This is a genomic window from Roseateles aquatilis (assembly GCF_002205645.1).
In the GTDB taxonomy this organism is placed as follows: domain Bacteria; phylum Pseudomonadota; class Gammaproteobacteria; order Burkholderiales; family Burkholderiaceae_C; genus Roseateles; species Roseateles aquatilis.
Window position 1 is genome coordinate 19,031 of record NZ_NIOF01000018.1, and the last position, 15,298, is coordinate 34,328.

Annotated in this window: 4 protein-coding genes; 3 read left to right on the plus strand and 1 reads right to left on the minus strand. The window is 70.0% G+C overall.

Annotated elements, in window-relative coordinates:
* Positions 1-208 precede the first annotated feature (208 nt).
* The gene (locus CDN99_RS24695; RefSeq protein ID WP_088387828.1) at positions 209-9,673 is read right to left on the minus strand and encodes an SPM autocatalytic domain-containing protein; all 9,465 of its coding nucleotides are present in this window, start codon (positions 9,671-9,673) and stop codon (positions 209-211) included.
* 641 nt (positions 9,674-10,314) lie between these two features.
* On the opposite strand from CDN99_RS24695, the gene scpA reads away from it, so the two are divergent.
* Genes scpA through CDN99_RS24710 form a run of 3 tightly spaced genes read left to right on the plus strand, consistent with a single transcriptional unit; the run spans position 10,315 to position 15,282 of the window.
* Positions 10,315-12,534: a methylmalonyl-CoA mutase gene (scpA, locus tag CDN99_RS24700; protein ID WP_169727060.1), complete on the plus strand. Its 2,220-nt coding sequence runs from the start codon at positions 10,315-10,317 to the stop codon at positions 12,532-12,534.
* A gap of 5 nt (positions 12,535-12,539) precedes the next feature.
* Positions 12,540-13,757 (plus strand): methylmalonyl Co-A mutase-associated GTPase MeaB, encoded by a 1,218-nt coding sequence (gene meaB, locus CDN99_RS24705; protein WP_193531747.1) that lies wholly within the window; start codon positions 12,540-12,542, stop codon positions 13,755-13,757.
* Positions 13,750-15,282: an acyl-CoA carboxylase subunit beta gene (locus tag CDN99_RS24710; RefSeq protein WP_088387830.1), complete on the plus strand. Its 1,533-nt coding sequence runs from the start codon at positions 13,750-13,752 to the stop codon at positions 15,280-15,282. Before meaB ends, CDN99_RS24710 begins: the two co-directional genes overlap by 8 nt.
* The last annotated feature ends 16 nt before the right edge of the window (positions 15,283-15,298 follow it).

The window sequence follows — 15,298 nt, forward strand, 5'->3', positions numbered from 1 at the left end:
CGCGGAGCCGGCGGGTACGACAGGGACGGCAGGGCCCGCCGTGATGGCGGACCCGATGGAAGTTGCCTCGGAACTGGTGTTTCGGAATCTCTCTCGGAATCTCTCCCGGAACTCGTGGGCTGTCGTTGAAGGCCGGTATCAGGACCGGTGAGGGGCCGGCCTCCAACGACAAACCGGGGGCGCGAGGCCCCCGGTTCCGGACCGCCGCTTAGATCAGCGGGCCGGCGCCGTTCTGGTCGTCGTCATGCAGCTTCTTGAGGTGGGCGTTCAACACGTCCGGGCTGACCGGGGCGCTGGTGGACGCCGTCGCCGTGGCCGTCGCCGCGGCGGTGGCCGCCGCCGTGGCCGCGGTCGGTGCCGCGCCGCCCAGCAGGTTGGCTTCCGGCTGCGCCAGCAGGTCGCCCAGGTGCGGCGCCGCCGTGCCGCTGGTGGCGTGCTGCGACGAGCCGTCCTTGGCGAACCACACGTCGGTCATCTCGTGCGTCGTGCCGTCGGACTTGGTGTAGCTCGACACCAGGCCCAGCACGTTGCCGTTGTCGACCGCGGTGCCGGTGATGGCGCCCAGGTTCAGGTCGACGATGCCCAGCTCGGCCAGCGACTTGAGCTCGCCCGCGTCGGTCTTGCCGTCGTGGTTGGCGTCGACCCAGACCTGCAGCTTGCTGAAGTCCACGTCCTTGGCGTTGATGTGGCCGTCATGGTTCGTGTCCAGCGAGGCCAGGGCGGTGAAGCCGTCCAGGCCCTTGCGGCCGTTGACCGTGGTGCCGGCGCCGAAGAGCTCCGCGCCGCTGTCGATCTGGCCGTTGCCGTTGCGATCCATCACCAGCAGGCCGTCGTTGCCGCCGACCCAGCCCCACTTGTCGTTATGACCGGTGGCGTTGAGGTCGAAGTTCACGCCGTGGCTGGCCGACAGCGTCTGGATGCCGTTGCCGTCCAGGTCCAGCACGATCGGGCTGGCCAGGAACAGGGAGTTGGTCTGCTCCCCGGTGAAGCCCACCGTCTGGTCGGACGTGATCGCCAGCACCTGCTGCATGTTCATGCTGGCCAGGTCCTGGGTCTCCCAGCCGATGAACTGGTCGGAGGTCATCGCATGGATCTGGTCGGTCGACAGGCCCTGCACCTGGATCGAGGTCAGCGCATGGATGTCGGACGAATCCATCGCCAGGATCTGGTTCGTCGTGAAGGCGTGCATCTGGGCCGACGTCAGCGCCGCGAAGTGCGTGCTGGTGAAGGCGTTGATGTCGTCCGTCGTCAGGGCCGCGATCTGGTCCGTGCCCAGCGCATGCAGTTGCGCGGTGCTGAACGTGTGGACCTGGTCGCTGGTCAGCGCGCCGATCTGGTCGGTGCCGAAGGCGTGGATGGCGGCCGTGCTCAGGGCATGGATGCCGTCCGTGGTGATGGACGCGATGTCCGCCGTCTCGATGCCCGCCACCTGAGAGGCGCTCACCGCGCTCCACTGCGACGAGGTCAGGGCGTGGATCTGATCCGAGGTGAAGGCCTGGAAGTCCGCCGAGCCGAAGGCCACCATGTTCAGGCTGCTGATCGCCGCCAGGTCACCGCTGTCGATCGCCATCACCTGGTCGGTGGTGAAGGCGTGCAGCTGGGCGGAGTTCAGCGCCACGACCTGGGTCGAGGTCAGCGCCTGCACGTCGTCCGTGGCCATCTGGCTGATCTGCAGCGTCGACAGCGAGGCGACCTGCTGGGTCGTCAGCGCCGCGATCTGGTCGGAGCCCAGCGCCTCCAGCTGCGCGCTGTCCAGCGAGCGGATCGCCAGCGTGGTCAGCGCCCGCAGGTCGGCCGTCTCGAAGGCCGCCATCTGGCCGGTCGTCAGGCCGTCGACCTGCGTCGAGCTCAGCGCCGCGACCTGCGACGAGCTCAGCGCGACGATCGCGTCGGTGCTCAGCGCGCCGATCTGGGCCGAGCCGAAGGCCTGGATCTGGGTCGAGGTCAGCGCGGCGACGTCTTCCGTCGTCATCGTCGAGATCTGCGCCGTGGTCAGGGCCTGCAGCTGGGCGTTGCTCAGCGACTTGATCTGGCTGCTGGTCAGCGCGTTCAGGTCGTCGCTGGACAGGTTGGCGATCTGGCCGGTCGACAGCGCGATGACCTGCTGGGTCGTCAGCGCGGCGATCTGGTCGGAGCCCAGCGCGTCGAGCTGCGTCGAGGTCAGGGCGCGCAGCGCGGTCGTGCTCAGCGCCTTGATGTCGCCGGTTTCGATCGCGGCCATCTGGTCGGTCGTCAGGCCGGCCACCTGCGCGGAGCTCAGCGCCGCCACCTGGCCGGAGGTCAGGGCGACCACCGAGTCGGTGCTCAGCGCGCCGACCTGGGCGGAGCCCAGCGCGGCGATCTGCTGCGAGCTCAGCGCCTGCACGTCGGCGGTCTCCATCGTGCCGATCTGGCCGGTGGTCAGCGCGGCGACCTGCTGGGTCGTCAGCGACCGGACCTGCGCGCTGGTCAGCGCGTTCAGGTCGTCCGACGTCAGGTTGGACACCTGGCCGGTGGACAGGGCGGCGACCTGGGTCGTGGTCAGCGCGGCGACCTGGTCGGAACCGAGGGCGTTGAGCTGATCGCTGGTCAGGGCGCGCAGGGCGGTCGTGGACAGCGCCTTCAGGTCACCGGTCTCGATGGCGGCCATCTGGTCGGTGGTCAGGCCGGCGACCTGCTTGCTGGTCAGCGCGGCGACCTGCTGCGAGCTCAGCGCGACGATCGCGTCCGTGCCCAGGGCGGCGACCTGGGCCGAGCCCAGCGCGGCGATCTGGTTCGTCGCCAGCGCGGCGACGTCCGCGGTCTCCATCGTGCCGATCTGGCCGGTCGTCAGCGCGGCGACCTGGGCGGTGCTCAGGGCCTTGATCTGGGCGCTGGTCAGCGCGTTCAGGTCATCCGACGTCAGGTTGGCCACCTGACCGGTCGTCAGCGCGGCGACTTGTCCCGTGGTCAGCGCGGCGATCTGGTCGCTGTTCAGGGCTTCCAGCTCGGCCGAGGTCAGTGAGGCCACCTGGCCCGTCGTCAGCGCGCGCAGTTGACCGGTGGTCAGCGCGGCGAAGTCGTCGGTCGCCAACTGGCTGACCTGCAGGGTGGTCAGCGAGGACACCTGGGTGGTGGACAGCGCCTGCACCTGGTCGGAGCCCAGCGCTTCCAGCTGGCTGCTGGTCAGGGCACGCAGCGCGACGGTGGACAGCGACCGGATGTCGGCCGTCTCGATGGCGGCCATCTGGTCGGTGGTCAGGCCGGCGACCTGCTTGCTGCTCAGCGCGGCGACCTGGCCGGAGGTCAGGGCGACGATCGAGTCGGTGCTCAGCGCGCCGACCTGGGCCGAGCTCAGCGCGGCCACCTGGTTGGTGCCCAGCGCCTGCACGTCGGCGGATTCCATCGCCGCGATCTGCGCGGTGGTCAGCGCGGCGACCTGCTGGGTCGACAGCGCCTTGATCTGGCCGCTGGTCAGCGCGTTCAGGTCATCGCTGGTCAGGTTGGACACCTGGCCGGTGGTCAGGGCGGCGACCTGCTGGGTGGACAGCGCGGCGATCTGGTCGGAGCCCAGGGCTTCGAGCTGGGCCGAGGTCAGCGCCTGCAGGGCGTTGGTCGACAGCGACTTCAGGTCGGCCGTCTCGATGGCGGCCATCTGGTCGGTGGTCAGGCCCGCGACCTGCTTGCTGTTGAGAGCGGCGACCTGGCCGGAGGTCAGGGCGACGATCGAATCGGTGCTCAGCGCGCCGATCTGGGCCGAGCTCAGCGCGGCGACCTGCTGCGAGCTCAGCGCCTGCACGTCGGCGGACTCCATCGTGGAGACCTGGCCGGTGGTGAGCGCGGCGACCTGCTGGGTCGACAGCGCCCGGACCTGCGCGCTGGTCAGCGCGTTCAGGTCGCTGGAGCTCAGGCTGGACACCTGGCCGGTGGTCAGGGAGGCGACCTGCGCGGTCGTCAGCGCGGCGATCTGGTCCGAGCCCAGCGCGTCGAGCTGGTCGGAGGTCAGCGCGCGCAGCGCGGTGGTGGACAGGGCCCGCAGGTCGGCCGTCTCGATGGCGGCCATCTGGTCGGTGGTCAGGCCGGCGACCTGCTTGGTCGTCAGCGAGGCGACCTGCTGCGAGCTCAGGGCCACGATCGCATCGGTGGCCAGGGCGCCGACTTGCGCCGAGCCCAGGGCCTGCAGCTGCGCGGTGGTCAGCGCGGCGACGTCGGCCGATTCCATCGTGGCGATCTGGCCGGTCGTCAGCGCGGCGACCTGGGCGGTGCCCAGCGCCTTGACCTGCGCGCTGCCCAGCGCGTTCAGGTCCTCGGAGGTCAGGTTGGCCACCTGGCCGGTGGTCAGCGCGGCGACTTGCGCCGTGGTCAGGGCGGCGACCTGGTCGGAGCCCAGGGCGTTGAGCTGGTCGCTGGTCAGGGCGCGCAGGGCGACCGTGGACAGGGACTTCAGGTCACCGGTCTCGATGGCGGCGATCTGGTCGGTGGTCAGGCCGGCGACCTGCTTGGTCGTCAGCGCGGCCACCTGGCCGGAGGTCAGGGCGACGATGGATTCGGTGCTCAGCGCGCCGACCTGGCCGGAGCTCAGCGCGGCGACCTGGTTGGTGCCCAGCGCGGCGACGTCGGCCGATTCCATCGTGGCGATCTGGCCGGTCGTCAACGCGGCGACCTGGGCGGTGCTCAGGGCCTTGACCTGGGCGCTGGTCAGCGCGTTCAGGTCATCGGACGACAGGTTGCTGATCTGGCCGGTGGTCAGCGCGGCGACTTGCGCGGTGGTCAGCGCGCCGATCTGGTCGCTGCCCAGCGCATCGAGTTGCGCGGTGCCGAGCGCGGCGATCTGGGCGGTGCCCAGGGCGCGCAGTTGGCCGGAGGTGAAGGCGCCGAAGTCGTCGGTGGCCAGCGTGCTGACCTGGCCGGTGGACAGCGCGGCGACCTGCTGGGTCGTCAGCGCCTGCACCTGGTCGGAGCCCAGGGCGTTGAGCTGGTCGCTGGTCAGGGCGCGCAGGGCGACCGTGGACAGGGACTTCAGGTCGCCGGTCTCGATGGCGGCCATCTGGTCGGTGGTCAGGCCGGCGACCTGCTTGCTGGTCAGCGCGGCGACTTGCCCGGAGGTCAGGGCGACGATCGATTCGGTGCTCAGCGCGCCGACCTGGGCCGAGCTCAGCGCGGCCACCTGGTTGGTGGCCAGCGCCTGCACGTCGGCGGATTCCATGGCCGCGACCTGCGCGGTGGTCAGCGCGGCGACCTGCTGCGTCGACAGGGCCCGGATCTGGCCGCTGGTCAGCGCGTTCAGGTCTTCGCTGGTCAGGTTGGCGACCTGGCTGGTCGACAGCGCGGCGACCTGCTGGGTCGACAGCGCGGCGATCTGGTCGGAACCGAGGGCTTCGAGCTGCGCGGAGGTCAGCGACTGCAGGGCGTTGGTGCCCAGGGCGCGCAGGTCCACCGTCTCGATGGCGGCGATCTGGTCGGTCGTCAGGCCGGCCACCTGCTTGCTGTTCAGCGCGGCGACCTGCTGCGAGGTCAGGGCGACGATCGAGTCGGTGCCCAGCGCGCCGATCTGGGCCGAGCCCAGCGCCGCCACCTGGTTGGTGGCCAGCGCCTGCACGTCGGCGGACTCCATCGTGGAGACCTGGCCGGTGGTCAGCGCGGCGACCTGGGCGGTGCCCAGCGCGCGGATCTGGCCGCTGGTCAGCGCGTTCAGGTCTTCGCTGGTCAGGCCGGCCACCTGGGCGGTGCTCAGCGCGTTGACCTGGGCGGTGCCCAGCGCGGCGACCTGGTCGGAGCCCAGGGCGTTGAGCTGGTCGGTGGTCAGCGAGCGCAGCGCCGCGGTGTTCAGGGCGCGGAGGTCGCCGGTCTCGATGGCGGCGATCTGGTCGGTGGTCAGGCCGGCGACCTGCTTGGTCGTCAGCGAGGCGACCTGCTGCGAGCTCAGGGCCACGATCGCGTCGGTGGCCAGGGCGCCGACTTGCGCCGAGCCCAGGGCCTGCAACTGGTTGGTGGTCAGCGCGGCGACGTCGGCCGACTCCATCGTGGCGATCTGGCCGGTGGTCAGCGCGGCGACCTGCTGCGTCGACAGGGCCCGGATCTGGCCGCTGGTCAGCGCGTTCAGGTCATCGGAGGACAGGTTGGAGATCTGGCCGGTCGACAGCGAGGCGACCTGCGCGGTCGTCAGCGCGGCGATCTGGTCGGAGCCCAGCGCGCCGAGCTGGTCGGTGCCCAGGGCGCGCAGCGCGGTCGTGGACAGCGCCTTCACGTCGGCCGTCTCCAGGGCGGCCATCTGGTCGGTCGTCAGGCCGGCGACCTGCTTGCTGCTCAGGGCGCCGACCTGCTGCGAGGTCAGCGCGGCGATGTTCTCGGTCGACAGGGCGCCGATCTGGGCCGAGCCCAGCGCGCCGACCTGCTGCGTCGTCAGGGCCTGCACGTCGGCGCTTTCCATGCCGGCGAGCTGGCCGGTGGTCAGCGCGGCGACCTGCGCGGTGCCCAGGGCGCGGATCTGGGCCGAGCCCAGCGCGTTCAGGTCGGCGCTGGACAGCGCCTGCACCTGGCCGGTGGACAGCGCGGCGACCTGCGCCGTGGTCAGCGCGGCGACCTGGTCGGAGGTCAGGGCGTCGACCTGGTCGGTGGTCAGCGCGCGGATCGCGGCGGTGCTCAGCGCTCGCACGTCGACGGTTTCGATGGCGCTGACCTGGTCGGTGGTCAGGCCGCCGACCTGCTTGGTGTTCAGCGGCGCGACCTGCTGCGAGCTCAGCGCGGCCACGTTCTCGGTGGACAGGGCGCCGACCTGGCCGGAGCTCAGCGCGGCGATCTGCTGCGTGGTCAGGGCCTGGACGTCGTCGCTGGTCATGGTCGAGACCTGGCCGGTCGTCAGCGCGGCGACCTGCTGCGTCGACAGCGCCTTGATCTGGCCGCTGGTCAGCGCGTTCAGGTCGTCGGAGGACAGGCTGGACACCTGGCCGGTGGACAGCGCGGCGACTTGCTGCGTGGTCAGCGCGGCGATCTGGTCGGAGCCCAGGGCGTCGAGCTGGGCGCTGGTCAGCGCGCGCAGGGCGGCGGTGCCGATGGCCTTGAGGTCGCCGGTCTCGATGGCGGCCATCTGGTCGGTGGTCAGGCCGCCGACCTGCTTGGTCGACAGCGCGCCGACCTGCTGCGAGGTCAGGGCGGCGACGTTCTCGGTCGACAGCGCGGCAATCTGGTCGGAGCTCAGCGCCTGGACCTGCTGCGAGGACAGCGCCTGCACGTCCTCGCTGGTCATGTTGGCGATCTGGCCGGTGCTCAGCGCGGCGATCTGGGCGGTGCCCAGGGCGCGGATCTGGGCCGAGCCCAACGCGTTCAGGTCATCCGAGGACATCGCCTGGACCTGGCCGGTCGTCAGCGCGGCGATCTGCTGCGTCGACAGGGCGGCGACCTGCGCCGAGCCCAGCGCGTCGAACTGGTCGGTCGTCAGCGAGCGGATCGCGGCCGTGGACAGGGCGCGCAGGTCGGCCGTCTCGATGGCGGCCATCTGGTCGGTGGTCAGGCCGGCGATTTGCTTGGTGGACAGCGCGGCGACCTGCTGCGAGGTCAGCGCGACGATGCTGTCGGTGGACAGGGCGCCCAGTTGGCCGGAGCTCAGCGCGCCGACTTGCTGGGTGGTCAGCGCCTGCACGTCGGCGCTTTCCATGGTGGAGACCTGGCCGGTGGTGAGCGCGGCGACCTGCGCCGTGCCCAGGGCGCGGATCTGGGCCGAGCCCAGCGCGTTCAGGTCGTCGGACGCCATGGCCTGCACCTGACCGGTGGTCAGCGCGGCGATCTGGGCGGTGGACAGCGCGGCGACCTGGTCGGAGCCCAGGGCGTCGAACTGAGCGGTCGTCAGCGAACGGATCGCGGCCGTGGACATGGCGCGCAGGTCACCCGACTCGATGGCGGCCATCTGGTCGGTGGTCAGGCCGGCGATCTGCTTGGTGGACAGCGCCGCGACCTGCTGCGAGGTCAGCGCCACGATGTTGTCGGTGGACAGCGCGCCGACCTGGCCGGAGCTCAGGGCCTGGACTTGCTGGGTGGTCAGCGCCTGCACGTCGGCGCTTTCCATGCCGGCGACCTGGCCGGTGGTGAGCGCGGCGACCTGCGCCGTGCCCAGGGCGCGGATCTGGGCCGAGCCCAGCGCGTTCAGGTCGTCCGAGGACATGGCGCCGACCTGGCCGGTGGTCAGGGCGGAGATCTGCTGGGTGGACAGCGCGGCGACCTGGTCGGAACCGAGGGCGTCGAACTGGTCGGTGCTGAGCGCGCGGATGGCGCTGGTCGAGAGGGCGCGCAGGTCGGCGGTCTCGATGGCGGCCATCTGGTCGGTCGACAGGCCGGCCAGTTGCTTGGACGTCATGGTGGCCATCTGGCCGGAGGTCAGCGCGACGATGGCTTCGGTCGACAGCGCGGCGACTTGCGCCGAGCTCAGGGCGGCGACCTGGCCGGTGGTCAGGGCCTGCACGTCGGCGCTTTCCATGCCGGCGACCTGGGCGGTCGACAGCGCGGCGACCTGGGCGGTGCCCAGGGCACGGATCTGGCTGCTGTTGAAGGCGTTGAGCTCGTCGGTGGACAACGTGGCGACCTGGCCGGTCGTCAGCGAGGCCACTTGCGCCGAGGTCAGCGCCGACACCTGGTCGGAGTTCAGCGCCTGGAACTGGTCGGTGCCCAGCGCGCGCAGGGTGGCGGTGGACAGCGCCTTCATGTCGTCGGAGCTGATCGCCGCCATCTGGTCGGTGGTCAGGCCCTTGACCTGCGCGGAGGTCAGGGCGCCGACCTGGCCGGAGCTCAGCGCCTCGATCGAGTCGGTGCTCAGGGCGCCGAGCTGGCTGGAGCTCAGCGCGCGGACCTGCGCGGTCGACAGGGCCTGGACGTCGGCGCTGCCGACGCCGGCGAGCTGGTCGGTCGTCAGGGCGGCGATCTGCTGGGTCGTGATGGCACGGACCTGGTCGGTGTTCAGCGCGGCGAGTTCATCGCTGGACAGCTGGCGGATCTGCGCCGTGGTCAGCGCGTTGATCTGCGCGGTCGTGAGCGCGGCGATCTGGTCGGAGTTCAGCGCGGCGATCTGGCTGGTGCCCAGCGCCTGCACGGCGGCGGTGCTCAGCGAGTGCACGGCGTCGGAGCTCAGCGCGGCGGCCTGGCTGGAGTTCAGGGCGGCGGCCTGCGCGCTGGACAGCGCGGCGGCCTGCTGGGTCTGCAAAGCGGCGACGCCCTCGGTGGAGAGGGCGGCGACTTGTTGGGAGTTCAGGGCCTTGATCTGGTTGGTGTTCAAGGCCTGCAGATCGTCGGAGGCCAGGGTGCTGATCAGGCTGGTGGACAGCGCGGCGACCTGGTTGGTGCTCAGCGCCCGGATCTGGTCGGAGGCCAGCGCGTTCAGGTCGTCCGACTCCAGGTTGCGGACCTGCTGCGTGGTCATCGCGCCGACCTGGCGGGTCGTCATCGCGCCGAACTGGTCCGAGCCCAGGGAATTGAGCTGCGCCGTCGTGAAGGTCTGGATGGCCGCGGTGCTCAGCGCCCGCAGGTCGTCCGACTCGATCGCGGCGATGTTGGAAGTCGTGAAGAACGACACCGCCTTGGTCCCGAGCGTCGCGAATTGCGCTGTCGTCAGGGCCTGGAACTGGTCGGTGGTGAACGCCGCCCAATCTTCGCTGGTCAGTCGGGCCAGCGTCGTCGACGTCAGGGCGGCGATCTGAGCGGTAGTCAGGTTTGTAATCAGCGATGCCATCTTGGAACTCCGTGGACCTATGGGGCGGTTGCGCCATAGGCGCGTGATGTGGTTCAGCTTCTCGGGAGGCACCCGGCCTCCCGGCTGCCGTCATTCGGTTTTCGGACGCGGAATGACAAACTTGAGCTAGCCCAGAAATGGTATGGGTGAGTCCGTTAACGTGAACCCAACAAAAGGGCAGGGAGTCGGCCTCAGTTCACGGTTACAGAACGCGCGTAAGCCCCCGGATGCGGGGGGCGATTGCTTGCCGAGGCAAGTAATTTTGGGGTCGTCATCGAACGGTCGTTCGCGCGTCACCGCCCGGACTTCCCTTGTTCATCGGCACTTCACGGCACCGGCTTCAACGCGGCGCGCGTCGGGGCGGGCGGCGATGGGCGGCGGCCTGCCTGAAACGCGATGTAAGCGCAGTTACGGGGGCGCTTGTCGAAACCGGGCCGGATTCCCTGGGCCAAGGGCTGGAGGGGGGGCTTCCGTCACTGTCGTGACATTTTCACGAGGGGTTATCGGCGGGTTATGGGTGCAGGTTTATGTCATTGCCTGAATATTCAGGAATGAGGCTGCTCCACCCCGGTGGCCGGGCCGCCGGTCGGCGGGCGGGGGGGGCGTCCGCCGCTATGATCCGGCGCTTCCAGGAGTCCCCCATGTCGAACGAACAAAAGGTCCCCTCCGCCGCGCCGTCCGCCACAAGCGGGACGACGACTCCGAGCCCCCAGGGTGCCGAGTTTGCGCAGGCGACGCTGGAGCAGTGGCACAAGGCGGCGGCCAGGTCCGCCCCCGGCGGCGACCCCGCCGCGCTGAACTGGCACACGCCCGAGGGCTTGATCGTCAAGCCGCTGTACACCGCCGCGGACACCCGCGACCTGCCGCACGCGGACACGCTGCCGGGTTTCGAGCCCTTCCTGCGCGGGCCGCAGGCCACGATGTACGCCGTCCGGCCGTGGACGATCCGGCAGTACGCCGGTTTCTCCACCGCCGAGGAAAGCAATGCCTTCTATAGGAAGGCGCTGGCCGCCGGCGGGCAGGGCGTCTCGGTCGCCTTCGACCTGGCCACCCACCGCGGTTATGACTCCGACCACCCGCGCGTGACCGGCGACGTCGGCAAGGCCGGCGTGGCGATCGACTCGGTCGAGGACATGAAGATCCTGTTCGACGGCATTCCGCTGGACAAGGTCTCGGTGTCGATGACGATGAACGGCGCGGTGCTGCCGGTGCTGGCCGGTTACGTGGTCGCGGCCGAGGAGCAGGGCGTCCCGCAGGACAAGCTGAGCGGAACCATCCAGAACGACATCCTCAAGGAGTTCATGGTCCGCAACACCTACATCTACCCGCCGGAGCCGTCGATGAAGATCATCGGCGACATCATCGAGTACACCGCGGCCCACATGCCCAAGTTCAACTCGATCTCGATCAGCGGGTATCACATGCAGGAGGCGGGCGCGAACCAGGCGCTGGAGCTGGCCTTCACGCTGGCGGACGGTAAGGAGTACGTGCGGACCGCGACGGCCAAGGGCATGGACGTCGACGACTTCGCCGGCCGGTTGTCCTTCTTCTGGGCGGTCGGCATGAACTTCTATCTGGAGATCGCCAAGATGCGGGCCGCGCGGCTGCTCTGGTGCCGGATCATGAAGGGCTTCGACGCCAGGAACCCCAAGAGCCTGATGCTGCGCACGCACAGCCAGACCTCGGGCTGGAGCCTGACCGAGCAGGACCCCTACAACAACGTCGTGCGCACCACCATCGAGGCGATGGCGGCGGTGTTCGGCGGGACGCAGTCGCTGCATACCAATTCGCTGGACGAGGCGATCGCGCTGCCGACCGAGTTCAGCGCCCGCATCGCCCGCAACACCCAGCTGATCATCCAGGAAGAGACCCACATCACGAACGTGATCGACCCGTGGGCGGGGAGCTACCTGATGGAGTCGCTGACCCACGACATGGCCGAGAAGGCCTGGTCCATCATCGAGGAAGTGGACGCCATGGGCGGCATGACCAAGGCGGTGGACTCCGGCTGGGCCAAGCTCAAGATCGAGGCCAGCGCGGCGGAGAAGCAGGCGCGCATCGACAGCGGCAAGGACGTGATCGTCGGCGTCAACAAGTACCGGCTGGCCAAGGAAGACCCGGTGGACATCCTGGAGGTGGACAACGTCCGCGTCCGGGACAGCCAGATCGAGCGGCTGAAGGCGATCAAGGCGAGCCGCGACGCGGCCGCCGTGCAGGCCGCGCTGGCGGCGCTGACCGAGGCGGCCCGCTCCGGCCAGGGCAACCTGCTGGACCTGAGCATCCGCGCGATCCGGCTGCGGGCCACGGTGGGCGAGGTGTCGGACGCGCTGGAGGCGGTCTTCGGCCGGCACCGCGCCGACACGCAGAAGGTCACCGGGGTGTACGCCGCGGCCTATGACTCGGCCGAGGGTTGGGCCCGGCTGCAGGACGAGATCGCGGCCTTCGCCGAGGACCAGGGCCGCCGGCCGCGCGTGATGATCGCCAAGCTGGGCCAGGACGGGCACGACCGCGGCGCCAAGGTGGTCGCGACGGCCTACGCGGACCTGGGCTTCGACGTCGACATGGGCCCGCTGTTCCAGACGCCCGAGGAGTGCGCCCGCCAGGCCATCGAGAACGACGTGCACGCCGTCGGCGTGTCCACGCTGGCGGCCGGCCACAAGACGCTGGTGCCGGCGATCATTCAGGCGCTGAAGGACCAGGGCGCGGACGACATCGTCGTCTTCGTCGGCGGCGTGATCCCGGCGCAGGACTACGACTTCCTCTACGAGGCCGGCGTCAAGGGCATCTACGGGCCCGGCACGCCCATCCCCGCGAGCGCGAAGGACGTGCTGGAGCAGATCCGCCTGACCGTCGCGGCGTGACGGGCGTGGCGCCAGATTCGCACCCGCTGGCGGCGCCGTTGCTGGGCGCGCCGGGGCCGGCCCAGCGCCGCGCGATCGCCAAGGCGATCACGCTGCTGGAATCGACCCGCGCCGACCACCGCGCGCAGGCCGATGCGCTGCTGACCGAGCTGCTGCCCCGCACCGGGCGCTCGCTGCGGCTGGGCATCTCCGGCGTGCCGGGGGTCGGCAAGAGCACCTTCATCGAGGCGCTGGGGCTGATGCTGATCGAGCGCGGGCATCGCGTCGCGGTGCTGGCGGTGGACCCGTCGAGCTCGGTCTCGGGCGGCTCCATCCTGGGCGACAAAACCCGCATGGAGCGGCTGTCCATGGACGAGCGCGCCTACATCCGCCCCAGCCCGTCCAGCGGCACGCTGGGCGGCGTGGCCGAGAAGACCCGCGAGGCGATGCTGGTCTGCGAGGCCGCCGGCCACGACATCGTCATCGTCGAGACCGTCGGCGTCGGCCAGAGCGAGACGGCGGTGGCGGGCATGACCGACATGTACTGCCTGCTGCAGCTGCCCAACGCCGGCGACGACCTGCAGGCGATCAAGAAGGGCGTGATGGAGCTGGCCGACCTGGTCGTCATCAACAAGGCCGACCTGGACGATGCCGCGGCGACGCGGGCGCAAGCGCAGATCACGTCGTCGCTGCGGCTGTATGGCCTGCATGCGCGCCCCGAGCACGACCGGCGCCCGCCCGGCGCGTCGGAGCTGCCGCCCGGGCATGCGCCGACGGCGGGCACCGCCGTGGCGGCTGCCGTGGGCGGGGGGCATCGCGAGCATGGCGGGGCGGCCTGGCAGCCGCGCGTGATGCGGATGTCCGCGCTCAAGCTGGCCGGTATCGACGCGTTCTGGAACGCCGTCAGCGAATTCAAGGCATTGCAGCAGTCCAATGGCGGCTTCGACGAGAAGCGCCGGCATCAGGCGCTGGCCTGGATGTGGGAACGCATCCAGGCCGGGCTGAAGCAGCAGTTCAAGGCGGCGCCGGCCGTGCGCGCGGCGCTGGCGGAGACGACGGCGCGGGTGCTGGACGGGCGGCTCGCGGCGTCGACGGCGGCGCGCGAGCTGCTGACGAAGTTTTCCGGAGACAAGGATCAGCGCGGATCCGTCGACGCGGGCGGCGAGCCCGGCGTCGAGGCCCGCGCCGATCCGTCGCATCAAGATCGAGATCAAGAGGACCAGAAGGACCGACCCCATGCATGACATTCAACAGATGCTCGAGGACAAGCGCGAGCAGGCGCGCCAGGGCGGCGGCGAGAAGCGCATCGCGGCGCAGCACGCCAAGGGCAAGTTGACCGCACGCGAGCGGCTGGACCTGCTCTTCGACGACGGCACCTTCGAGGAATGGGACATGTTCGTCGAGCACCGCTGTGTCGACTTCGGCATGGCGGACAACAAGGTGCCGGGCGACGGCGTGGTGATCGGCTACGGGATGATCAACGGCCGGCTGGCCTTCGCCTACAGCCAGGACTTCACCGTCTTCGGCGGCGCGCTGTCCGAGGCGCACGCCGAGAAGATCTGCAAGGTGATGGACCAGGCGATGAAGGTCGGCGCGCCGGTGATCGGCCTGAACGACTCGGGCGGCGCGCGCATCCAGGAGGGCGTGGCCTCGCTGGGCGGTTATGCCGAGGTCTTCCAGCGCAACGTCATGGCCTCGGGCGTGATCCCGCAGATCAGCATGATCATGGGGCCGTGCGCCGGCGGCGCGGTGTACTCGCCAGCGATGACCGACTTCATCTTCATGGTCAAGGACAGCAGCTACATGTTCGTCACCGGCCCCGAGGTGGTGAAGACGGTGACGCACGAGGAGGTGACCGCCGAGGAACTGGGCGGCGCGTCCACCCATACCGGCAAGAGCGGCGTGGCGGACCTGTCCTTCGAGAACGACGTCGAGGCCATCCTGATGCTGCGGCGCTTCTACAACTACCTGCCGCTCAACAACCGCGAGAAGGCGCCGTGCCGCCCCAGCGGCGACCCGGGCGCGCGGCTGGACTTCTCGCTGGACACGCTGGTGCCGGAGAACCCCAACAAGCCCTACGACATGAAGGAGCTGATCCTGAAGGTCGTCGACGACGGCGACTTCTTCGAGCTGCAGCCCGATTACGCGAAGAACATCCTCACCGGCTTCGCGCGCATGGAGGGCCAGACGGTGGGCATCGTGGCCAACCAGCCGCTGGTGCTGGCCGGTTGCCTGGACATCAAGAGCAGCATCAAGGCGGCGCGGTTCGTGCGGTTCTGCGATGCGTTCAGCATCCCGGTGATCACCTTCGTCGACGTGCCGGGCTTCATGCCGGGCACCAGCCAGGAGTACGGCGGCATCATCAAGCACGGCGCCAAGCTGCTCTACGCCTATGCGGAGTGCACGGTGCCCAAGGTGACCGTGATCACGCGCAAGGCCTACGGCGGCGCGTACGACGTGATGAGCTCCAAGCACCTGCGCGGCGACGTCAACTTCGCCTGGCCCAACGCGGAGATCGCGGTGATGGGCGCCAAGGGCGCGGTCGAGATCATCTTCCGCGAGGACAAGAACGATCCGGCCAAGCTCGCCGCGCGCGAGGCCGAGTACAAGGCCCGCTTCGCCAACCCCTTCGTGGCCGGCGCGCGCGGCTTCATCGACGACGTCATCCAGCCGCACGAGACCCGCAAGCGCATCAGCCGCTCGCTGGCGATGCTCAAGGACAAGAAGCTCGAGAACCCGTGGCGCAAGCACGGGAACATTCCGCTGTGATCGCGGCCGGAGACAT